This is a genomic window from Buttiauxella gaviniae (genome assembly GCF_040786275.1).
GTDB lineage: Bacteria > Pseudomonadota > Gammaproteobacteria > Enterobacterales > Enterobacteriaceae > Buttiauxella > Buttiauxella gaviniae_A.
The window spans coordinates 941,607-963,717 of record NZ_JBFMVT010000002.1; the positions used below are offsets into that span (position 1 = coordinate 941,607).

Annotated in this window: 21 protein-coding genes and 3 tRNA genes; 11 read left to right on the forward strand and 13 right to left on the reverse strand. The window is 50.2% G+C overall.

From position 1 onward, the window contains the following. Window positions 1–160: 160 nt before the first annotated feature. From AB1E22_RS05050 to syd, 4 genes are all read right to left on the reverse strand, one after another. Complete coding sequence (locus tag AB1E22_RS05050; protein WP_367594352.1) at window positions 161–610, reverse strand: flavodoxin; 450 nt, start codon at window positions 608–610, stop codon at window positions 161–163. Between the two features lie 27 nt (window positions 611–637). Beyond that, on the reverse strand, window positions 638–1,408 hold the full coding sequence (truC, locus tag AB1E22_RS05055; protein WP_367594353.1) for a tRNA pseudouridine(65) synthase TruC: 771 nt from the start codon (window positions 1,406–1,408) through the stop codon (window positions 638–640). Next, a complete protein-coding gene (locus AB1E22_RS05060) occupies window positions 1,408–1,737 on the reverse strand; it encodes a YqcC family protein (protein WP_367594354.1) in 330 nt (109 codons plus the stop codon). The genes truC and AB1E22_RS05060 overlap by 1 nt, the downstream gene beginning before the upstream one ends. A gap of 669 nt (window positions 1,738–2,406) precedes the next feature. Next, entirely contained in the window at window positions 2,407–2,955 is a 549-nt protein-coding gene (syd, locus tag AB1E22_RS05065; RefSeq protein WP_367594355.1) for a SecY-interacting protein, read from the reverse strand. A 68-nt stretch (window positions 2,956–3,023) separates the two neighbouring features. Here syd and queF point away from each other — a divergent pair, with 68 nt between their 5' ends. The 4 genes from queF to AB1E22_RS05085 all read left to right on the forward strand — a co-directional run bounded on the left by queF (window position 3,024) and on the right by AB1E22_RS05085 (window position 8,577). After that, complete coding sequence (gene queF / locus AB1E22_RS05070) at window positions 3,024–3,866, forward strand: NADPH-dependent 7-cyano-7-deazaguanine reductase QueF (RefSeq protein ID WP_367594356.1); 843 nt, start codon at window positions 3,024–3,026, stop codon at window positions 3,864–3,866. Between the two features lie 115 nt (window positions 3,867–3,981). Beyond that, window positions 3,982–5,346 (forward strand): nucleotide 5'-monophosphate nucleosidase PpnN, encoded by a 1,365-nt coding sequence (ppnN, locus tag AB1E22_RS05075; RefSeq protein WP_367594357.1) that lies wholly within the window; start codon window positions 3,982–3,984, stop codon window positions 5,344–5,346. Between the two features lie 486 nt (window positions 5,347–5,832). After that, complete coding sequence (locus AB1E22_RS05080; protein WP_367594358.1) at window positions 5,833–7,143, forward strand: HAAAP family serine/threonine permease; 1,311 nt, start codon at window positions 5,833–5,835, stop codon at window positions 7,141–7,143. 69 nt (window positions 7,144–7,212) lie between these two features. Then, window positions 7,213–8,577 (forward strand): L-serine ammonia-lyase, encoded by a 1,365-nt coding sequence (locus tag AB1E22_RS05085; RefSeq protein WP_367594359.1) that lies wholly within the window; start codon window positions 7,213–7,215, stop codon window positions 8,575–8,577. A gap of 108 nt (window positions 8,578–8,685) precedes the next feature. Here the strand turns inward: AB1E22_RS05085 and kduI are convergent, their stop codons facing one another. After that, the gene (kduI, locus tag AB1E22_RS05090) at window positions 8,686–9,522 is read right to left on the reverse strand and encodes a 5-dehydro-4-deoxy-D-glucuronate isomerase (protein ID WP_367594360.1); all 837 of its coding nucleotides are present in this window, start codon (window positions 9,520–9,522) and stop codon (window positions 8,686–8,688) included. 406 nt (window positions 9,523–9,928) lie between these two features. On the opposite strand from kduI, the gene kdgT reads away from it, so the two are divergent. Beyond that, a complete protein-coding gene (gene kdgT / locus AB1E22_RS05095) occupies window positions 9,929–10,924 on the forward strand; it encodes a 2-keto-3-deoxygluconate transporter (RefSeq protein ID WP_367594361.1) in 996 nt (331 codons plus the stop codon). Window positions 10,925–10,982: 58 nt separating this feature from the next. Here the strand turns inward: kdgT and AB1E22_RS05100 are convergent, their stop codons facing one another. Next, window positions 10,983–12,167: a PLP-dependent aminotransferase family protein gene (locus AB1E22_RS05100; RefSeq protein ID WP_367594362.1), complete on the reverse strand. Its 1,185-nt coding sequence runs from the start codon at window positions 12,165–12,167 to the stop codon at window positions 10,983–10,985. Between the two features lie 163 nt (window positions 12,168–12,330). Here AB1E22_RS05100 and xni point away from each other — a divergent pair, with 163 nt between their 5' ends. Continuing rightward, window positions 12,331–13,101, forward strand: coding sequence for a flap endonuclease Xni (gene xni / locus AB1E22_RS05105; RefSeq protein ID WP_367597333.1), 771 nt, complete (start codon window positions 12,331–12,333; stop codon window positions 13,099–13,101). Between the two features lie 181 nt (window positions 13,102–13,282). Here xni and rlmM read toward each other — a convergent pair whose 3' ends face one another. The 4 genes from rlmM to AB1E22_RS05125 form a co-directional block, all read right to left on the reverse strand. Further along, the gene (gene rlmM, locus AB1E22_RS05110; RefSeq protein ID WP_367594363.1) at window positions 13,283–14,383 is read right to left on the reverse strand and encodes a 23S rRNA (cytidine(2498)-2'-O)-methyltransferase RlmM; all 1,101 of its coding nucleotides are present in this window, start codon (window positions 14,381–14,383) and stop codon (window positions 13,283–13,285) included. Then, complete coding sequence (locus AB1E22_RS05115; RefSeq protein ID WP_367594364.1) at window positions 14,376–14,771, reverse strand: DUF423 domain-containing protein; 396 nt, start codon at window positions 14,769–14,771, stop codon at window positions 14,376–14,378. Before AB1E22_RS05115 ends, rlmM begins: the two co-directional genes overlap by 8 nt. Window positions 14,772–14,820: 49 nt before the next feature. Next, window positions 14,821–15,738, reverse strand: coding sequence for a glycine cleavage system transcriptional regulator GcvA (gene gcvA, locus AB1E22_RS05120; protein WP_139882203.1), 918 nt, complete (start codon window positions 15,736–15,738; stop codon window positions 14,821–14,823). 343 nt (window positions 15,739–16,081) lie between these two features. Then, window positions 16,082–16,309, reverse strand: coding sequence for a YgdI/YgdR family lipoprotein (locus AB1E22_RS05125; protein ID WP_367594365.1), 228 nt, complete (start codon window positions 16,307–16,309; stop codon window positions 16,082–16,084). A gap of 193 nt (window positions 16,310–16,502) precedes the next feature. Here AB1E22_RS05125 and csdA point away from each other — a divergent pair, with 193 nt between their 5' ends. Together csdA and csdE are read left to right on the forward strand one after the other, a co-directional pair. Next, window positions 16,503–17,708, forward strand: a complete 1,206-nt coding sequence (csdA, locus tag AB1E22_RS05130) for a cysteine desulfurase CsdA (RefSeq protein WP_367594366.1) — start codon at window positions 16,503–16,505, stop codon at window positions 17,706–17,708. After that, window positions 17,709–18,152 carry a cysteine desulfurase sulfur acceptor subunit CsdE gene (gene csdE / locus AB1E22_RS05135; RefSeq protein WP_367594367.1) on the forward strand — a complete coding sequence of 148 codons (444 nt, stop codon included), beginning with the start codon at window positions 17,709–17,711 and terminating at the stop codon, window positions 18,150–18,152. It abuts the gene before it with no gap. On the opposite strand, the gene tcdA is transcribed toward csdE, so the two are convergent. Together tcdA and mltA are read right to left on the reverse strand one after the other, a co-directional pair. After that, window positions 18,143–18,952 carry a tRNA cyclic N6-threonylcarbamoyladenosine(37) synthase TcdA gene (tcdA, locus tag AB1E22_RS05140; protein ID WP_367594368.1) on the reverse strand — a complete coding sequence of 270 codons (810 nt, stop codon included), beginning with the start codon at window positions 18,950–18,952 and terminating at the stop codon, window positions 18,143–18,145. The two genes, csdE and tcdA, sit on opposite strands and share 10 nt — an antisense overlap. A 71-nt stretch (window positions 18,953–19,023) precedes the next feature. Further along, complete coding sequence (mltA, locus tag AB1E22_RS05145) at window positions 19,024–20,124, reverse strand: murein transglycosylase A (RefSeq protein WP_367594369.1); 1,101 nt, start codon at window positions 20,122–20,124, stop codon at window positions 19,024–19,026. Between the two features lie 209 nt (window positions 20,125–20,333). Here mltA and AB1E22_RS05150 point away from each other — a divergent pair. The 3 genes from AB1E22_RS05150 (at window position 20,334) to AB1E22_RS05160 (ending at window position 20,687) form a co-directional block, all read left to right on the forward strand. Then, window positions 20,334–20,410, forward strand: a tRNA-Met gene (locus AB1E22_RS05150). 62 nt (window positions 20,411–20,472) lie between these two features. Further along, a tRNA-Met gene (locus AB1E22_RS05155) sits at window positions 20,473–20,549 on the forward strand. A 61-nt stretch (window positions 20,550–20,610) separates the two neighbouring features. Beyond that, window positions 20,611–20,687, forward strand: a tRNA-Met gene (locus tag AB1E22_RS05160). Window positions 20,688–20,813: 126 nt separating this feature from the next. Here AB1E22_RS05160 and amiC read toward each other — a convergent pair. Further along, a complete protein-coding gene (gene amiC, locus AB1E22_RS05165; protein ID WP_367594370.1) occupies window positions 20,814–22,070 on the reverse strand; it encodes an N-acetylmuramoyl-L-alanine amidase AmiC in 1,257 nt (418 codons plus the stop codon). Window positions 22,071–22,111 lie beyond the last annotated feature (41 nt).

Here is a 22,111-nt window from a genome sequence, read left to right on the forward strand (position 1 = left end):
CCAAACGATTGGGGGATACTTCACGGATTTAAAAACTGTTGGATAAAGCAGCGAGAGTTGAACGAAAAATCGCTCGTTTTGTGAGGCTGTTCGCTTGACGGCTGAAAGTGTGATGAAGCTCAGAGAAGATAAATGCCCTCCGAATAGAGGGCAAATGAAGTTAACTTAGCAATGAACTCCATTGCTCAACCCAAGGGTTAGAAACCGCCTCGGGTTCGGGATGGTCGTTTGCATCAATAGCCAGAACGGTGCCAACACGTTTGGCTCCCTGCTCTTGCAGTAAAGTGTCGAATTGTTTTCCGCCGCCACAAAAATGTTCGTAGTTGCTGTCGCCCAACGCAATCAAACCGTAACGCAATTCAGGCTGATATCCGATCTCATCTTTTATTGCCTGAAACAGAGGCACGATGCTGTCTGGCAAATCGCCCTGGCCGGTCGTCGAAGTCACAATCAGCACATATTGGTCACGAAATTTCTGCCAGTCAGCCAGTTCCGGGTCTTCGAATACTGTCGCTTTATGGCCCTGCTTTTTTAGGATCGCTGCGGCTTCTTCCGCCACCAGCAGCGAGTTTCCATACATGGTACCTACAAAAATCCCCACTTCCGCCATCAGTTAACTCCTTGCGTTACGGCTGTATTATTCATCCTGGCCGTTGCGTGCAACAAACTCAACCTTTTCGATATCACTCAGCAATCCGCTCCAGCCAAACTGTGACATCATCTGCATCCAGGTATCATCAAGGTTGGCGCGAATGCATAACGGCTCACCAGTAACGGGATGATTTAACGAAAGCTGGCTTGCATGAAGCATCAGTCGCTGGCAGCCAAAATGCTCGGCAGCGGCGCGGTTTTGACGCAAATCACCATGTTTTGAATCACCGATCATCGGGTGGCGCAAGTGAGACATATGGCGGCGTAACTGGTGCTTACGGCCCGTTTTGGGCTCAAGCTCGACAAGACTGTAGCGCGCCGTAGGATAGCGCCCAACCGGCACCGGCATTTCAACCGTCGCAAGGCCACGATAGTGCGTCACCGCAGGCTGTGGGTCTTTATTCTGAGTCGCTTTTTTATCAGCGATTTTATCCAGCTCTTCAACCAGTGGATAATCAAGCAGCGCTTCATCTTCCAGCCAGCCGCGCGTCACCGCGTGGTAACGCTTTTGAATTTGATGATTTTCGAACTGCTGAGATAACGTATGCGCGACTTCGCTGGAGAGCGCCATCAGCAATACGCCAGAAGTAGGCCTGTCGAGGCGATGCACGGTAAACACATGCTTGCCGATTTGGTCACGCACGGTTTGCATCACAAAGACGGTTTCATGCCTGTCAAGCCAGCTACGGTGAACCAGCCAACCAGACGGTTTGTTCACCGCAACCAGCCATTCGTCCTGATAAATAATTTCCAGCATCAGTTGGCGTCACGCGCAAATAAAGCATCGAGGTCTTGCAGCGCTTTTAATAGCGGTTCGCGCTCAATCTGTGCGGCATCCAGCGCCATTTCATAATAAGGCGCGATGGCAAAATCGGCTGGCAAAGGAAGTTGGGCATCAAGAAGCGCATGCATTCGAGGGATCAAAACCCATTGCAGCCATTCGTGAGGCTGCAGGGTATCCATGCAAAAAGGCTGGGTGCTTTCAAAGGCGTCAGCGGTGGGGGCTGCGCTCTGCCAAAGTTGATGGTCACGCAAAACGTGTTCAATGATGTGTAGATGCTGGCGTACCAGCGCGTGGCGTTCCATGAAAACCTCGAGCATCAGTCAAAAGAAGCCGGCAAGGATACCACTTCTTACTTTCTTCATTTCTTAGTGCGGGCAAAAAAAGCATAAAAAAAGGGAGCACTGTATAAACAGTGCTCCCGGTTCGTTTCGCAGCTAATCCGGCTACTTTTGGTGCTCCCTGCTCGTCCGTGACAACTATGTCCTGCGGTCTCCTGACCTACATTCCGTCGTACTCGCGTCCTGCTACCTTCATCCTGAGGTGTTCCGGCATCATCCTGATGCGATATCCTTTGGTCTTCCAGACCCACCGAACGTCCTGGCTCGGCTCTCATTCTCCATCCTGGAGGTGTCCCTTACTCTTCCTGAGTGATCCTTGCTTCGTCCTGAAGCCTTCCTTGCAACACCATCCTGGTGTGTTCCGCTTCTTCAATGAAGTGACATCATCCTGACATCTCCTTCACTTCCCGACTTCCTGTCGACGGACATAGAATCTACTAATTCGTTCAGTCTCGCAAGGCACTCACAACCAATGCTTACGATAACTTTCATTCAAAAGTCGAATAGATAATCATTAACTATATGATAATTAATGGTTATCCGTTCTATCACCAAGAAAAGTCTGCAAGCAAAGTTAGAGATCTCTTACAGCTTGTGTAAGAGATCTCTCACACGCCCAATAGCCATTAACGCTTAAATGACCTGCGGCTGGAGATCCTGAAGGAACACACTCAGTGAAGGCGCGAGCGTAGTACGCTGTTTGGTACCGATTTTCTCCAGCACCACTTCGCCGGTTAAATTGCACAGAGAGACCACTGCCATTTCATCCGGTGTAGTAGCCAGAAACAGCGTTGGGGAAAGTTTCAGGCGTTTTTGGGTGACCAGGTGACCAATAAGGTTTTCCTGAACGCGCTGAAAGTCATCTTCGCTCCAGGCCTGTAATAACGTTAACGCCTGATGGCCCGACGTCGCAGGCATATCACCGGCAAACTGCGTGGTATAAAACTGATGCGCACCGGGCTGCAAGGTAATATCCATCGCCCGCTCAACCGCGCTAAGATCGCCTGCCGGAGTAAATGGCTGCGGTTGCCAACGAACATCATTACCCGTTGTCGTCACGATACACGGTGACGGCACGCCGTATAATTCTTCGCTCGCGGGCCAACCATCCGCCTGCTCACGCCATGCCTGACAAAAACGTTGCGTGAAATCTTCCAGCGCCTGACGTACGTCGTTATCCACCAATTTCTCACTCCCTCAAGGCTGCGGTACAATAAAGGCCAATTGTACCTGCATTCTATCGGTGACACATGTCTTATGAAAAACACCAGGCCCTGAGCGGCCTGACGCTGGGCAAGCCAACGGCTTACCAGGATAACTACCAACCGTCTCTGCTCCAGGCCGTGCCGCGTAGTCTCAATCGCGATCCACTTGGTTTACAGGCTGATAATCTACCCTTTAGCGGCGGCGATATCTGGACGCTGTATGAGCTCTCCTGGCTCAACAGCAACGGTTTGCCGCAGGTTGCCGTCGGGCATGTGCAGTTAGACGCGAACAGCGTAAATCTGGTCGAGTCCAAAAGCTTCAAACTCTATCTAAACAGCTTTAATCAAACGCAATTTGCTGACTGGGAAACCGTTCAGGAAACATTAAAACGTGATTTAAGCGCGTGCGCCCAAGGTGAAGTCAGCGTGGTCTTATTCCGCCTGCATGAACTTGAAGGCCAGGAAATCGCTGCGTTTACAGGCGAATGTATTGACGAACAAAATATCACTATCGATAACTATGAATTTAACGCCGATTACCTGAACGGGGCTGCGGGCGATGAGCTCGTAGAAGAGACGCTGGTGAGCCATTTGCTGAAATCTAACTGCCTGATTACCCATCAGCCAGATTGGGGTTCCGTGCAGATTCGCTATCGCGGCCCGCGCATCGATCGTGAAAAGCTGCTGCGTTATCTGGTGTCATTCCGTCATCACAACGAATTTCACGAGCAGTGCGTTGAGCGCATCTTTAATGATATCCAGCATTTTTGCCAGCCGGAAAACCTGAGTGTTTACGCGCGATATACTCGCCGTGGCGGCCTGGACATCAATCCATGGCGCACAAATACCGATTTCCATCCGGCATTTGGACGGCTGGTTCGTCAATAAGTGCGAAACACCTCGCAAGCTATTGAAGGATTATTGTTTTCAGGTTGTTAAAGTTAACGTAGCAGGGCTATTGTAATCATTGGGAGCGGCACTTTACGCTTCGTAAGGAGTTAACTTGATTACACATATTAGCCCGCTAGGCTCAATGGATATGTTGTCGCAACTGGAAGTCGATATGCTTAAACGCACGGCCAGTAGCGACCTTTATCAACTGTTTCGCAACTGTTCACTTGCCGTACTTAACTCAGGAAGCCAGACCGATAGCAGTAAAGAGTTGTTGTCGCGTTACGAAAACTTCGACATCAACGTGCTGCGCCGCGAGCGTGGCGTCAAACTCGAACTGATCAATCCTCCTGATGATGCCTTTGTTGATGGCCGCATCATCCGCGCCCTGCAAGCCAACTTGTTTGCGGTGCTGCGCGATATTTTGTTTGTAAACGGTCAACTCTCAAGCGCAGGCCGCTTCCAGAATCTCGATCTGGACGAGCCTGCCAATATCACCAACATGGTGTTCTCTATCCTGCGTAACGCCCGTGCGCTGCACGTTGGCGAAGCGCCAAACCTCGTGGTTTGCTGGGGTGGTCACTCCATTAACGAAAACGAATATCTCTACGCACGCCGCGTTGGCACACAACTGGGCCTGCGCGAACTCAACATTTGTACCGGCTGTGGCCCTGGCGCCATGGAAGCACCAATGAAAGGGGCGGCGGTGGGTCATGCGCAGCAGCGCTATAAAGAAGGGCGTTTTATCGGCCTGACAGAACCGTCGATTATTGCCGCCGAACCACCGAATCCGCTGGTGAACGAGCTGATTATCATGCCTGATATTGAAAAACGCCTTGAGGCGTTTGTGCGTATCGCGCATGGCATCATCATCTTCCCGGGCGGCGTGGGTACCGCAGAAGAGCTGCTTTATCTGCTCGGTATTCTGATGAATCCACAAAACCATGATCAAGTCTTGCCGTTGATTCTCACCGGGCCAAAAGAGAGCGCAGATTACTTCCGCGTGCTGGATGAGTTTATCGTCAATACGGTTGGCGAGCAGGCACGTCGTCATTACCAGATAATTATTGACGACCCGTCCGAAGTCGCCCGCCAGATGAAAAAAGCGATGCCGCAAGTTAAAGAGAATCGCCGTGAAACGGGCGATGCTTATAGCTTCAACTGGTCGATTCGCATTGCGCCCGATCTCCAACTGCCGTTTGAGCCAACCCATGAAAATATGGCAAATCTCAAGCTCTATCCGGACCAGCCAGCAGAACAGTTGGCGGCTTCTTTGCGCAGAGCATTCTCCGGCATTGTTGCGGGTAACGTAAAAGAAGGTGGTATCCAGGCCATCGAAAAATACGGGCCATATAAAATCCATGGCGATGCACACATGATGCGACGCATGGACGATCTCCTTCAGGGCTTCGTTGCCCAGCACCGTATGAAATTACCAGGCAGTGCTTACATCCCTTGCTACGAAATCTGTACCTGAACCCCAAGGGCGGAGCCATTCCGCCCTTCTTTTTTTCATCTTTTTTCCTGCCTTTTTATTCATTTTCCTGCTTTAATTCACCGAAAAAATGTTACCCGTATCAGCATTTTTATCTTTATAAAAAGTTATAGAAAACAGCTTAATAACCCTAAAAAATGCTGCTGATACAGTTGATTACACCGCTGAAACAGATCGAAACATCGTTTTATAAACCAAAATAACCCCATTTTTAGGGCGTTAATATTGCATCAAATATCAGTAACAGAGTGAAAATCTGCAAAAAACGGCACAATTAGTAGATTCTTACAATTGCGATCTCGATCACTGATGAATTTACAACATGAATGTATCTTTCCGCCCGCTGATTATCACTGGGCAAAATTACTATAAAAGCGCCTGTGCACAGCATTAAGTTTCAGTAGTCAATGGCAAGTCATCGCGATTGAAGCAGATTTCGAATCATATGTTCCTTTGGAGAAGTAGTAGATGGAAACCACTCAAACCAGCAGTATTGGCTCTGTCGAGAGCAAAAGTTCATGGCGCAAGTCCGATACCATGTGGATGCTGGGCCTGTACGGAACAGCAATTGGGGCGGGCGTATTATTCCTGCCAATTAACGCCGGTGTAGGCGGTCTGATCCCGCTGTTCATCATGGCAATTCTTGCCTTCCCAATGACCTTCTTCGCTCACCGCGGCCTGACTCGCTTTGTGCTGTCAGGTAAAAATCCAGGTGAAGACATTACCGAAGTTGTGGAAGAGCACTTTGGTGTTGGCGCGGGTAAAGTGATTACCCTGCTCTACTTCTTCGCAATCTACCCGATTCTGTTGGTCTATAGCGTTGCAATCACTAACACTGTAGATAGCTTTATTACTCACCAGTTAGGTCTGGTTTCTCCGCCACGCGCGCTTTTGTCTCTGATTCTGATCGTTGGCCTGATGACCATCGTTCGTTTCGGCGAGCAAATGATCGTTAAAGCGATGAGTATTCTGGTGTTCCCGTTTGTTGCGGCACTGATGATGCTGGCGCTGTACCTGATTCCAAACTGGAGCAGCGCTGCGTTCGAAACCATGTCCTTTAGCGCAAGCCCGGCGACCGGTAGCGGCCTGTGGATGACGCTGTGGCTGGCAATCCCAGTGATGGTGTTCTCTTTCAACCACTCCCCAATCATCTCTGCGTTTGCGGTAGCAAAACGTAATGAATACGGCGAAGAAGCTGAGAAAAAATGCTCCCGCATTCTCTCCTACGCACACATCATGATGGTTCTGACCGTGATGTTCTTCGTATTCAGCTGTGTCCTGAGCCTTTCTCCAGAAAACCTGGCTGAAGCAAAAGCACAAAACATTTCAATTCTGTCTTACCTGGCTAACCACTTTAACGCGCCAGTCATTGCGTGGATGGCACCGATTATCGCCATCGTCGCGATTACTAAATCTTTCCTCGGTCACTACTTAGGTGCTCGTGAAGGCTTTAACGGGATGGTAATCAAATCTCTGCGTGGCAAAGGTAAGAGCATTGAAGTCAGCAAACTGAACCGCATCACCGCTATCTTTATGCTCGTGACAACATGGATTGTTGCCACGCTGAACCCAAGTATTCTGGGTATGATTGAAACCCTGGGCGGCCCAATCATCGCGATGATTCTGTTCCTGATGCCGATGTATGCGATTCAGAAAGTCCCGGCGATGCGTAAATACAGCGGCCATATCAGTAATGCATTTGTGGTAATTATGGGTTTAGTCGCTATTTCGGCTATCTCTTACTCTCTGTATCCTCTGATTCACGGCCTGTTCATCTAGCAGCCCTAAACCGCCAGCCTTCTGCTGGCGGTTCCTTCCCCTTTAAGTTACTCAGGCAACGGACGCAACATGATTAGCGTATTCGATATTTTCAAAATCGGGATTGGCCCATCCAGCTCCCATACTGTCGGTCCAATGAAAGCAGGTTTTCAATTCGCTGACGATTTAATCGCGCAAGGGATTTTGCAGAACGTCACGCGTGTTGTAGTAGATGTCTACGGTTCACTTTCCCTCACCGGCAAAGGTCACCATACAGATATCGCCATTATTATGGGTTTGGCAGGCAATATGCCGGACACAGTCGACATCGACGCAATCCCCCATTTCATTCAGGACGTGAATACTCACGGCCGACTGTTGCTGGCTAACGGTCAGCATGAAGTGGAGTTCCCGGTCGATACCAGCATGAACTTCCATGAAGATAATCTCTCGCTGCATGAAAACGGGATGCGCATTACTGCGCTTGCTGGCAACGATGTTATCTACAGCCAAACGTACTACTCCATCGGCGGCGGCTTTATCGTTGATGAGGCACACTTTGGCCTGGAAGATACCCAGCAGGTCGCCGTACCTTATCCATATAAAAGTGCAGCCGATTTACAGCGTCACTGCAAAGAAACCGGGCTGTCCTTGTCGGGTTTGATGATGCATAACGAACGTGCGATGCGTCCTCAAGCTGAAATTGATGCGCATTTTGCAAACGTCTGGGGTGTGATGCGTAGCGGTATTGAGCGCGGCATTACCACCGAAGGTGTGCTGCCGGGGAAAATGCGTGTTCCTCGCCGTGCGGCTGCCTTGCGCAGAATGTTGGTCAGCAGCGATAAAAATAACTCCGATCCAATGGCTGTCGTGGACTGGATTAACATGTTCGCGTTAGCGGTCAACGAAGAAAACGCAGCGGGTGGCCGCGTTGTTACCGCGCCAACCAACGGAGCATGCGGTATCGTTCCTGCGGTTCTGGCTTATTACGACAAATTCATTCGTGAAGTTAATGCGAACTCTTGCGCGCGATATTTCCTGGCCGCAGGTGCCATTGGTTCTCTGTATAAGATGAACGCATCCATTTCTGGTGCCGAAGTAGGTTGCCAGGGCGAAGTTGGCGTAGCCTGTTCTATGGCGGCGGCAGGTCTGGCTGAGTTACTGGGCGGTAGTCCAATCCAGGTGTGTATCGCAGCAGAAATCGGCATGGAACATAACCTTGGCCTGACCTGCGACCCGGTTGCGGGGCAAGTTCAGGTGCCATGTATTGAACGTAATGCCATCGCGGCAGTGAAAGCCGTAAACGCCGCGCGAATGGCGTTGCGCCGCACCAGCGAGCCGCGCGTTTGTCTCGATAAAGTTATCGAAACGATGTATGAAACCGGTAAGGACATGAATGCCAAATACCGCGAAACTTCGCGCGGTGGACTGGCGATGAAAGTCTCCTGCGATTAAAAGCAAAAGGCCCTCGTTGAGGGCCTTTTTTATGGGCGAATATATCGCCCTGATAATATTTGATATGCCGGATGAGCAGTGCCACCCGACATAACCGATAAAGAGTGCCTAGCGCAGATCGCCCACTTTTACGTGGTCCATATCATCAAACACCTGGTTCTCACCCACCATACCCCAGATAAAGGTATACGCACGCGTACCCACACCTGAGTGAATTGACCAGCTCGGGGAAATCACAGCTTGTTCGTTCTGCATTACGATATGACGGGTTTCTTGAGGCTGCCCCATCATGTGGAATACGCAGCTATCCTGCTCCAGACCGAAGTAGAAATAGACTTCCATACGACGCTCGTGGGTATGGCAAGGCATGGTATTCCACAGGTTGCCAGGTTCCAGCTCAGTCAGCCCCATGCTCAACTGGCAGGTTTCCAGCACATCTGGCACGAAGTATTTGTTGATGGTACGGCGGTTGCTCGTCACGCTGTCGCCCAGAGTCACCGGAGAAACATCAGCAGGCGTCACACGCTTGGTTGGGTAAGTTGTATGAGCCGGTGCGCAGTTATAATAGAAACGAGCAGGATTTGCCGGGTCAATGCTCGCAAAGACCACTTCTTTAGCGCCCTTGCCTACATATAAACCATCGCGAGTACCAATCTCATAGCATGTGCCATCAACAGTAATTGTGCCCTGACCGCCGATGTTAATCACACCCAGCTCACGACGCTCCAGGAAGTAGCTCACGCCTAACTGTTTACCCACTTCACCGCCAACGCTCACAGTGCGAGTTACTGGCATGACACCACCAACAATAATGCGGTCGATATGGCTATAGGTCATGGTGTACTGATCGGCAGTAAAAATGGTTTCGATCAGAAACTCTTTACGCAAGCCCGCGGTATCCAGCGTTTTTGCATGATCACTATGAATGCTTTGACGAATGTCCATTACTTTTCCTTACTGGGAATAATAAGCGCGAACACAATCACGCTCGTTACTATGAATAAATTTTAGCAATTAAATTTTGTTGATAACAAAGAATCTACATTTAACCGCACCACGAAGACAGTTTATCACCTGATCAAAAAAATAATGTGATCCAAATTGAAATATTGTTTCAATTTGATTGAAGCGCAATTCCAATCGAGACATAGTTGACGTCAAGAGGAATGACTGAGGCACAACAGCTACGGTAATTAACTCCATAAGGTTAATGAAACTGCCATTAAGAGCAAACAACATCTCTGACCTAAGACCCTATAAACCCAGGGAAAACAACGGTTTTCGCCGCTAACTGTTAAGAGGTTTTTTCACTAACTATTTGTAAGTAGTGAAAAAACAATAAGGAATTATCATGAAGATTAAAGCCACAATTGAACGCATCCCAGGCGGGATGATGCTGATCCCACTATTACTTGGTGCAGTTTTAAATACTTTCGCTCCAGATACGGGTGCCTATTTTGGTTCTTTCACTAAAGGGATGATTAGCGGTACCGTTCCAATTCTGGCGGTCTGGTTCTTCTGTATCGGCGCATCAATTGATTTACGAGCTACCGGTACGGTATTACGCAAATCTGGCACACTGGTTATCACCAAAATCGGTGTAGCCTGGATAATTGCGATGATTGCCGCTTCGTTTATTCCTGAAGGCGGTATTCAGACCGGTATGTTTGCAGGACTTTCCGTTCTGGCTCTGGTTTCTGCAATGGACATGACCAACGGCGGTCTGTATGCAAGCCTGATGAACCAATACGGCACGAAAGAAGAGTCTGGTGCTTTCGTTCTGATGTCTCTGGAATCAGGTCCATTGATGACTATGGTGATTCTGGGTTCTGCGGGTCTGGCATCCTTTGAACCACACCACTTTGTCGGTGCTGTGCTGCCATTCCTGATTGGTTTTGCATTAGGCAACCTGGACCACGATTTCCGCGCCTTCTTCAGCAAAGCAACGCCAACGCTGATTCCGTTCTTCGGTTTTGCACTGGGTAACACCATCAACCTGAACGTGATTATGGACACTGGCCTGCTGGGTATCATGCTGGGTGTGGCGGTTATCGTAATCACCGGTATTCCACTGATTCTTGCTGATAAATATATCGGCGGTGGCAACGGTACCGCAGGGATTGCAGCTTCTTCCGCAGCAGGTGCAGCGGTAGCAAACCCGGTCATCATCGCTCAGATTAACCCGGCGTTTGAACCTGTAGCCGCGTCAGCAACAGCCCTGGTCGCAGCAAGCGTAATTGTTACCGCGATTCTGGTGCCGATTATCACCGCGCTGTATGCAAAACGGATGGGTGGCCCGATTAAGAAGAGTGAAAGTAAAGACGAAGTTGTCGAGCTCTCGCATTAATCCTGAACAGTAAAAGTTTGAATACAAAAATGGAGCCTTTCGGCTCCATTTTCTTATCTTACAAAGCAGCTTTAAGACGCTGCACCGCCTCATGAAGCTGTTCTTCCGTAGCCGTTGCGTAAGAGAAACGCAGCGTTTTCTTATCAGCGTGATCGCTAAAGAAGAACTCACCCGGCACATACACCACACCTTTTTCTAGCGTCTGCTGTAACCAGCGCGTGGTATCAAATTCATAGCGGAACGCCGCCCATAAGAACATCCCGCCCTGCGGCTGGTTAAAGCTAATATGCTCGCCCAATTCCTGCTGCAAAACCGTAGACAAGCTCAGACACTTCTTCTTATACGCATCACGAATAAGTTCGATTTGCGGATTCAGACGATCGAGCGTGAGATACGCTGACACCAGCGACTGCGTGAATGAGTTCGCGTGCAAATCGGTAGCCTGTTTAATGATGGCAACTTTTTGCTTCATCCACTCCGGCAGCACAATCCAGCCCACGCGCAGCCCCGGTGCCAAAATTTTAGAAAAGGTTGAGGTGTAAACCACGTTATCCTGGCTGCCACGTTCCGTTGCAACTTGCAGCAAAGTTTTTTCACGGGCTTCGGTGAAACTGATAGCCCCGTACGGGTCATCTTCAACGATCACAAAGTGATGTTCTTCCGCCAGTTTGACCAGTTGCTCGCGACGGCTGGCGCTTAATGTCGTACCGCTTGGGTTGCCAAATGTCGGCACCAGGTAAACCCCTTTAATGCGCGTCGTTTTCAGCAATTCTTCCAGTTCATCGACGATCATACCGTGCTCGTCGCTGCCCACTGATTTCACATTAGCTTCATTCAGGCTAAGAATTTGCAGCGTGGCCAGGTATGTCGGACGCTCAACAACAAACACATCGCCAGGGTTTACCAGCGCGCGCATCAGCAAATCCAGAGCTTGCTGCGAGCCGGAGGTAATAAGGAGTTGCTCTGAAGTGGTAGTAATTCCACGTTCTTTGCACAATCCAACCAGTTGCTGACGCAGTTCAACATTGCCTTCCGTCAAACCGTACTGGAACGCATCGTTAAAGTTTTCGGCGACCACTTTTTGCGTCGCGATTCCCAGCCCTTCAGTATCAAACAATTCGCTGGAGGGAATGCCGCCGGCAAGAGAAATTACGCCCGGCATTTTACTATGCTTCAATAATTCTCGGATTGCTGATGGCTGTAGGGCCTGGATACGGTGTGCGAGGTGTGAACTATTACTCATGTTGTTGTCTCTGATTTTTCTATTCATTTAAAATATACATAGCAACCTAATTAGTTAGCAATGTATTTATTGCGAGCCGCCTTCCTGATTCATCCTTTCGAATTCGCGGCTACATTACATAAATGTTAGTGTGTGCAAAGCAAATACCGAAAGCGAAATAACCATAATGATTCATTTACTTATCGTTGATGCCCTGAATTTAATCCGCCGTATTCATGCGGTTCAAGGCTCACCCTGCGTTGATACTTGTGTGCATGCCCTTGATGCGCTGATAACGCATAGCCAGCCCACTCACGCTGTTGCCGTATTTGATGACGAAGAACGCCGTGAAGGCTGGCGGCATCAGGTCTTGCCAGACTATAAAGCCGGGCGCGCGCCAATGCCAGAGACCTTGCATCAAGAAATGCCGCTATTGCGGGAAGCCTTTGTAAAACGGGGCGTGGCATGCTGGCATTCACAGGGCAATGAAGCCGATGATCTGGCGGCAACGCTTGCGGTAAAAGTGGCGGCAAGCGGGCATCGCGCCACTATCGTCTCAACCGATAAAGGTTTTTGCCAGTTACTGGCCCCCACAATTCAAATTCGTGATTATTTTCAAAAACGCTGGCTGGATGCGCCCTTTATTGCGAAGGAATATGGCGTGCTACCGGAACAGCTTGTCGATTTCTGGGGGCTTGCGGGTATCAGCAGTAGCAAAATATCCGGCGTTCCGGGAATTGGTCCGAAAAGTGCCACGCAATTAATTAATCAATTTTCAACGCTTGAAGCACTGTATGAACGGTTAGATGAAGTGCCTGAAAAGTGGCGCAAGAAAATAGAGCAGCATCGGGAAAGCGCATTTATCAGCCGCCAGGTGGCGCAGTTGCAAACAGATTTGGTGCTGGATGGGAATTTACAGCAGCTTAGATTGCCAGGTGGGATGCCCTCATCGTAACCCGCAGGTCACATCTTTGAGCACACGTTGACTAGTCAGTGTCGGGAACTAAAGGACCCTCTCCCAGCCTCCCCCTTGCCAGGTGGAGGAGCTAAAAGACATTAAGCTCCCGACTTTGCAGGTGGGGGTTAACTACTCCCTCCCCTGGAAAGGGGAAGGCTGGGGTGGGGTCAGAACACCATTAACGCTCGTCGCGACGCCCGCCCACTGCCGCCCACATACGGCGCACGTGCACGGTCACTTCTTCACGATCGTGGTACAGCTGGCGCGCCTGAATTTGCGCACTGATACCATTTTCTTCTAGTTTTTCACGAATCAGCGCAAGGTTCTGCGACACTTCCTCGTAACGCTTCTTCATTGGCAACTTGAGGTTGAAAATAGTTTCACGGCACCAGCCGTTCACTAGCCATGTCGCCATCAGGCTTGCTACTTTGGCAGGTTTTTCAACCATGTCGCACACCATCCAGGAGATGTTGCTGCGCGTGGGTTTATATTTAAAACCATCTTCCTGCAGCCAGGTTACCTGGCCGGTATCCATCAGGCTTTGCGCCATTGGGCCATTATCAACAGAAGAGACCCACATATTGCGTTTCACTAACTGGTAAGTCCAACCGCCGGGGCATGCCCCTAAATCAACCGCATACATCCCGTTTGCCAGACGTTCATCCCACTCATCGGCAGGAATAAAAATATGGAAGGCTTCTTCCAGTTTTAACGTTGAACGGCTTGGTGCATCTGAAGGGAATTTCAGACGCGGAATGCCCATATAGAAAGGCGAGTTGTTGGTGGTGTAAGAGTAACCGGTATAGCAACAGCCTGGAGCGATAAAGAACACATGCACCACCGGGCGTTTTGGCGTTTCGTAATTGGTGAGAATACCTGCTTCACGAAGGCTTGCACGCAGCGGTACCGTCAGCTTACGGCAGAACTTCATCAGCTCTTTGCTTTCGTTAGTATCTGCAACTTCAACGCGCAGATCGCCACCTTTCTCCACTAAGCCCTGCAGCATTCCGGTGATCGGCGTGATGCGATCTTCTGGGGGAAGATCTTTTAGCAATTCACCGGCAACGATCATCTGACGAGCGAAGATCAATTCGCTAAATGGCAATTCCCGCGCCAGTTTATCAGCGTCATCTTGCTGGTAGCATTCGTAAATAACATAGCCGCTGTTTTCTTTTACACGTGCAAAACCAAAAACGCCGTGCTGACCGGCTTTGTCGGTAATCTCTGCCGCACACTCTTTTTCAAAACCCTGGCGGCAGTACAAAATAACTTTATTCATGGCTTACGCCCCTACGTTTGAGGCGCAATGCACCAATCAACATCAAGATCCAACCGGCAAGGAAACTGATTCCACCGACTGGAGTAACAAACGCCCACAGGCGTAAATGAGACAGCGCCAGGCAATAAAGACTGCCGCTAAATAAAACTGTACCGAGCGCCATAAATACGCTGCTCCAGTAAAACCAAATGCTGATCCGGCGCTGCATCGCCACCGCAAGACCAAAAATCGCTAATGTGTGAAATGCCTGATATTCAAGGCCGGTTTGAATCCAACCCATCTCAACAACACCAAGCGTTTTACTTAATACGTGTGCCCCAAAGGCGCCGAGGGCAACAAAGATAAAACCGCTAATTGCGGCAAAAATCAGCATGAAACGGCTGGTCATGGTGTAACCCTAAATTAAGGCGTAGCGTCATACCTACGCGCTGGTTTGCTTATTGATCGTAGCGAAAACGGAATTTTTCTTGTTCGCTCGCTGTTTTCGCCAGAATCCACTGCCTGAAAGCCGCTATTTTACCGAGTTCTGCCTGGCTGTCATGACAAACAAGATAAAAGGCGTTTTTACTCACTAGAACATCATTGAACGGGCAAACTAAACGGCCCGCTTCAATCTCTGATTGCGCCATCACATTGTTTGCCAGCGCAATACCCTGCCCATGAATTGCAGCCTGGAGCACCATAGCGCTGTGGCTAAATATCGGGCCCTGCTGGACATTAATATGACTCACGCCTAACTGGCGCGTGTACGTCTGCCAGTCACGACGTGATGCATCATGGAGCAAAGTATGATGGGCTAAATCTTCAGGCGTTTTAATGGGTTTATCGCCCGTGAGCAGCATTGGTGAGCAGACCGGCAATAAATATTCCGCGTACAATTTTTCCACACGCAGACCCGGCCAGTTTCCACGACCGTAAAAAATCGCAACGTCGACATCGTCAGAAAGTTTATCTTCCTGACGGTCAACGGCCTGAATTCGGACGTCAATTCCCGGATAAGCTGTATTAAAGCTAGTGAGGCGTGGCACCAACCAATGAATGGCAAAACTAGGCAGCAGACTGACCGTTAACGCCCCTTTCGCGCTGCGCGCCTGGAGTTTACGTGTTGCTTCAGTCAACTGGGAAAATATCTCTTTGATATCGAGATAGTAGCTTTGCCCCTCTTCAGTCAGAAGCAGTGAGCGATTGCGGCGCCGGAACAGCTTGAGGCCCAGGAAATCCTCCAGGGACTTAATCTGGTGGCTGACGGCGGCTTGAGTGACGAACAATTCATCGGCCGCTTTAGTAAAGCTCAGGTGGCGAGCGGCGGCATCGAATACACGTAAGGCATTTAACGGTGGCAAACGCTTGGACATAGTTGATTGGCTTAAATGTTAAAGTCGGCTAACAAACAGGCGAACTTAGTTAACCTATTAGTTTTTTTTATCTGAGCTATTATAAATTGTCCGTTGAGGATGCACCAGCAAATACCTATAGTGGCGTCACTTCCTGAGCCGGAACGAAAAGTTATCTGAAATGCGTGTTTCGGAGGGCTTTTGGCTTACGGTTGTGATGTTGTGTTGTTGTGTTTGCAATTGGTCTGGCATTCCAGACCCTGGTAGCTAAGCTACCCCTTTTTCACTTCCTGTACATTTACCCTGTCTGTCCATAGTGATTAATGTAGCACCGCAAATTGCGGTGCTTTTTTTTACCTGAAATTTACTTCTTCAGTTCAACCATCTCTTTTACATCAGAACGGTTAATCTGCTGCTTGTTCCCATTAGCATCTTTGTACTGAATCATCCCTGTCTCATTATCAGTTTGCGGTTTGCCCTCAGATACGATGGAACGGCCATCATTCGTGTGCATCACGTAGTTCGGGCTGGAACATGCTGAAAGAGCAAAAACCATAAGACCTGCTGATACTGCTGCGGCTGCCTTGTTCATCTTCTTCTCCTTAGTAGCTTTTAATGCTGATTTGTACTCAAAAATAAATAGGGTGAAACATTCCCCTAACACTAATCAGCATAACTCTCTTTCAAAACCTTGCCAGTTGAAGCAGACAATTCCGAAGGTTATTGATCCCTTGTGTGATTAAGACAAATGCGCGACGATCGTCACATTGGATACGAGGAAAATCATGAAAACATTTAATCCAGCCATTTTTCGCAGCCAGTTTCCGGCGCTGACCGATGCAGGTGTCTATCTGGATAGCGCCGCTACCACGCTAAAACCGCTCGCCGTCATTGAGGCCACTGAGCAGTTTTATAGCCTGAGCGCCGGGAATGTGCATCGCAGCCAATTTGCTGCTGCACAGCGCCTTACCGAGCGGTATGAAGCGGCCCGCGACAGCGTAGCGGCGCTGCTCAATGCCCCGACGGGAAAAGATATTATCTGGACGCGCGGAACGACCGAAGCGATCAATCTGGTCGCCCAGTGTTACGCCCGCCCTCGCCTGCAACCTGGCGATGAAATTATTGTTAGCGAAGCCGAGCATCACGCAAACTTTGTGCCGTGGTTGATGGTGGCTGAGCAAACGGGCGCTAACGTTATCAAATTGCCGCTAGGCAAAGATTATCTCGCCGACTTAAACCAACTGCCTGCACTTCTTAACGAGCGCACTAAAATCCTGGCATTAGGGCAAATGTCTAATGTCACGGGCGGCTGTCCGGATCTGGCAAAAGCGATTACGCTTGCTCATGCGGCGGGCGCCGTTGTGATGGTCGATGGCGCGCAAGGTGTGGTGCATAGCCCGCCTGATGTACAAGCGCTGGATATCGATTTTTATGCTTTCTCAGCCCATAAACTTTATGGCCCAACCGGCATCGGTGCGCTATATGGTAAAAGTGAATTGCTGGAGGAAATGTCACCGTGGCTGGGCGGCGGCAAGATGATCACTCACGTCTCATTTGAAGGGTTTAAAACGCAGCCGGTGCCGTATCGCTTTGAAGCGGGTACGCCAAACGTTGCGGGTGTGATTGGCCTGAGCGCGGCTCTTGAATGGTTAGAGTCCGTTGATCTGCAAGAAGCTGAATCTTACAGCCGTGGGCTTGCAACGCTTGCCGAAGCAGAGCTGGCAAAACGCCCTGGTTTTCGCAGCTTCCGCTGCCAGGATTCAAGCCTGCTGGCGTTTGATTTCGCCGGCATTCACCATAACGATATGGTCACGCTACTGGCTGAAGCGGGTATTTCATTACGTGCCGGGCAACATTGCGCCCAGCCATTGCTCGCAGCGCTGGGCGTTAGCGGCACATTACGCGCCTCTTTTGCCCCGTATAACACGCAAAACGATGTCGATGCCCTGATCAAAGCTATCGACAGCGCCCTGGAAATTTTGGTGGATTAAATGACAAGTGGATTTTTAGCCGGGCATCCTTTTGGCACCTCAATTACCGCCGACAGCTTGCGAGCGACATTTGCGCCATTACAGCAGTGGGAAGATAAATATCGCCAGCTAATTCTGTTAGGGAAACAGCTTCCGGCTCTGCCTGCAAACTTAAAGCGCGAAGAAATCGAAATTGCGGGCTGCGAGAACCGCGTCTGGTTAGGTCACGAGCGTGACGCCACCAACGGTAAAATGCACTTCTACGGAGACAGCGAAGGGCGCATCGTTCGAGGATTACTTGCAGTGCTATTAACCGCGGTTGAAGGTAAAACGGCGCAACAACTGCTCAGTGAAGATCCTCTCGCCCTGTTTGATGATTTAGGGCTGCGTAATCAGCTAAGTGCTTCACGTAGCAGCGGGCTTGCGGCATTAGCGCAAGCCGTTCGCATTGCGGCTCAAGCCTGATTGCGAGCTGCTTTCGCCATCATTTTCTTTAATACATGGGAAACCGCCACAAAGCCAAAACTGGCGGTGACCATGGTTGCTGCGCCAAAACCCGATGCGCAATCCATTCTTTTTGGGCCTTCAGCGGTGCTTTTCATGGCGCATACCGATCCATCTGCCTGCGGATAAACCAGCGCTTCAGTCGAAAAGACGCAATCAATTCCGAGCTTTCCTTTGCTGTTTTTCACCACGCTAAAATCGCTTTTTAATCTTTCACGCAGTTTTGCCGCCAGCGGATCCTGAATTGTTTTCGCCAGATCGGTCACCTGAATCTGCGTAGGATCGATTTGCCCACCCGCGCCGCCGGTCGTTACCAACGGGATTTTATTGCGGCGGCAATATGCGATCAGCGCCGCTTTCGGGCGCACGCTATCAATAGCGTCAATCACATAGCTAAAACCTTGATTAAGTAGCTGTGCGGTGTTTTCGGCAGTAATAAAGTCATCCACCACCGTCACGCGGCACTCAGGGTTAATTTCGCGGATGCGAGCTGCCATAACGTCCGTTTTTGCCAGGCCGACGTTATCACGCAAAGCGTGAATCTGGCGGTTGGTATTGGTGACGCAAACATCGTCCATGTCGATAAGTGTAATCGCACCGATACCGGTACGTGCCAGCGCTTCTGCGGCCCATGAGCCCACGCCGCCAATGCCAATCACGCATACATGTGCATCAGCAAAAAGTTGCAAAGCATCACGGCCATACAAACGCGCAGTACCGCCAAAGCGTTGCAGCCAGGCATCGGTCAAAACTACAGACATCAGGAGATCCTCAGGGAAAACAGACGGGCTGATTATACAGCCCGTATTCAGAAGGAGGGAAGATTGCAGCATTAGCCGCTAAATACGTTACCGCCGCTGCCCGGTGCGTTTTTCAAGACCCACACTCGGCCATAATGGTTATACCAACCCGCGCGGTGCCCTGCATCAGGCCCGATACCCTGGTAAATATCAAAGTGCTGGCCTTTAATAGCCCCGCCCACATCCAGCGCCACCATGACACGCAGCTCATATTGCCCGTTAAATTTGCCGTTATTATCCAGCAGCGGCACTTCGGTCAGAAGCGTAGTCCCGGCAGGAATAATAGAGCGGTCTGAGGCAACCGACGCACGGCCAATCAACGGTACCGCACTCGCCCCTTTCACCGGCGCAAAGTTTGCAGGCTTAAAGAAGACGAAAGAGGGATTCTGCTCCAGCAGCTCCTGCACTTCAGCCTGGCTATGGGTTTCGCCCCAGTGACGAATCGCCTGCATCGACATATCTTCTTTCTTCACTTCACCGCGGTCGATCAGCACTTTGCCGATACTGCGGTAGGCGTGGCCATTTTTACCTGAATAACCAAAGAAGGTTAACGGCTGGCCGTCGCCAAAATCGATATAACCGCTGCCCTGCACGTCCATAATGAAGTTATCCATTAAGGAGTTACTGTAGGCAAGAATGTAGCTGTCGCCGAGCGCACCGCGATAAATCTCTGCGCGGGAAGGCAGACGGCCACGTTTTGGTGGCATGCGGTAGATAGGGTACTGGAACTCACCCTGAGGCGTGTGACGTGCCTGAACCACCGGCGTGTAGTAACCCGTGAATTGCACGTTACCGTAGTTGTCCGCGCCTTCCATTTGCCAGGCATCAATGCCGTACTGGCTGAGCTTGCTGGTATCGCCCCCGGCGCGCAGCCACTGCTGAACGGCACTGTAAACATCACTCTTGCTATTATAGAGACGTGGAGACGCAGAACGAATCTGGTTTACTTGCTCAGCAAAGTCGCCGCCGTTAATCGGGGCACCCACCGCATCCGGTCGGTTTACGAGGGAAAAGGGCTGGGTAAATTTCCCATCCTTATATTGCTGACCTTTATCTGTCGGTTTTGAGGAACAGCCTGCCAAAATGGCAACGACCACTCCTGTTACTATGTACTTCGTCCAACGTCCTATCATTACGTCCTCGCCCAGTTTATGCCGCATTACGCCACGGGGAAGATAGCAAACACGCCACAAGAATTAAACGTGTTGCGCCCGACACCAGCCAGATGTGTTCACTATTTGTACTTAAATTAAATTATTATCAGTTAGATGAGACAAATCGCGGATTTTTTAAAAAAAGGGTTGCATCAAAAGCCGAGCAGAGTATAGTGCGCTTCCACGGACGCGGGGTGGAGCAGCTTGGTAGCTCGTCGGGCTCATAACCCGAAGGTCGTCAGTTCAAATCTGGCCCCCGCAACCAATTAAAAAGTCGCTGAACGTAGCGCGATGATGAAAATCATTAGCAGTAGATAGTTATACGGACGCGGGGTGGAGCAGCCTGGTAGCTCGTCGGGCTCATAACCCGAAGGTCGTCAGTTCAAATCTGGCCCCCGCAACCAACTAAGTCGCTGAGTTTCGCGCAATGATGAAAATCATTTGGGTACTAAAGAAGTTTACGGACGCGGGGTGGAGCAGCCTGGTAGCTCGTCGGGCTCATAACCCGAAGGTCGTCAGTTCAAATCTGGCCCCCGCAACCAACATTAAAGCACTCTCAGGAGTGCTTTTTTTGTATCTGAAATTCGTGTTATTTGGTGGATGACGTTTATCAACCCTACGAAATGCTGTTGTAGGTCGGATAAGCGCAAGCGTCATCCGACAAAGTATTATCCACGCCGCGCTAATCGCGAGCTATCCGCAAAATACGCCTTGATACCCGCCAGAATGGACTCAGCCACTTCCTGCTGGAATGTCGCCGTGCGCAGCTTACGCTCTTCTTCAACGTTACTCAGAAACGCGGTTTCTACCAGAATGGAGGGAATATCCGGCGCTTTCAAAACCGCAAACCCTGCCTGATCGACACTGTTTTTATGCAGTTTATTTACGCGACCAAGACGGGTCAGCACTTCTTTGCCAAATTTAAGACTGTCGTTGATGGTCAATGACTGCACCATGTCGAACATTGTATGGTCGAGATACCTGTCGCCACTCTTACTTACCCCACCGATTAAGTCGGCGGCGTTCTGCGTTTGCGCGAGGAATTTTGCCGCGGTACTGGTCGCCCCTTTGGTGGATAAGGCAAATACCGATGAGCCACGTGCCGCCCCAGAGGTAAACGCATCCGCATGAATAGAAACAAACAGATCGGCGCGTTGCTTCTGCGCCTTCGCCACCCTGACTTTTAACGGGATAAACACATCCTCGTTGCGCGTCATATAGGCTCTCATATTCGCTTCTTTATCGATCAGCGCCTTCAGGCGACGAGCGATTTGCAGCACAATGTCTTTTTCACGCGTTTTGTTCGGCCCGATTGCGCCGGGATCTTCCCCACCGTGGCCAGGATCAAGCATGATCACGATAGGACGATCGCGCCCCGCTTTCCCCGGCTGTGGGCCTTGTTCCGGCGAAGGCGGCTTGTCTTTATCCAGCTTGCCGTTATTGTAATCTTCCAGCAGCGCTAACAGCGGGTCTTGCTCGCTATTCATATTTGCCGGATAGAGATCCATCACCAGGCGTTCTTTAAATTCAGCTACCGGCGCCAGAGCAAACAAGTGCGGCGTGACGTTCTGTTTAAGCTCAAAAACCATGCGCACGGTCTGCGGGTCAAACTGCCCGACGCGCGCCGATTTAATAAACGGATCGTCACTACGAACCTGGCCGCCAATACCTTTCAATACTGAATTTAAATTCACACCTTCAATATCTACAACCACCCTATCGGGATTGCTCAAAGCAAACTGCCGATATTTAAGCTGCTTGTTCGATTCCAGCGTGACGCGAGTATAAGAGGATGCGGGCCAAACACGCACCGCAACGACCAGGCTTGAGGCCGCAAAGCCAACCTGGCTCACACTCAGTAGCCACATAGCACCCGCGCCCTGCAATAAGCGGCGACGGCTAATTAATGAACGGGAATCTGGCATAGCTCTCCTGAGCGGTGTATTTCCGTGAATCGTTTAATCAC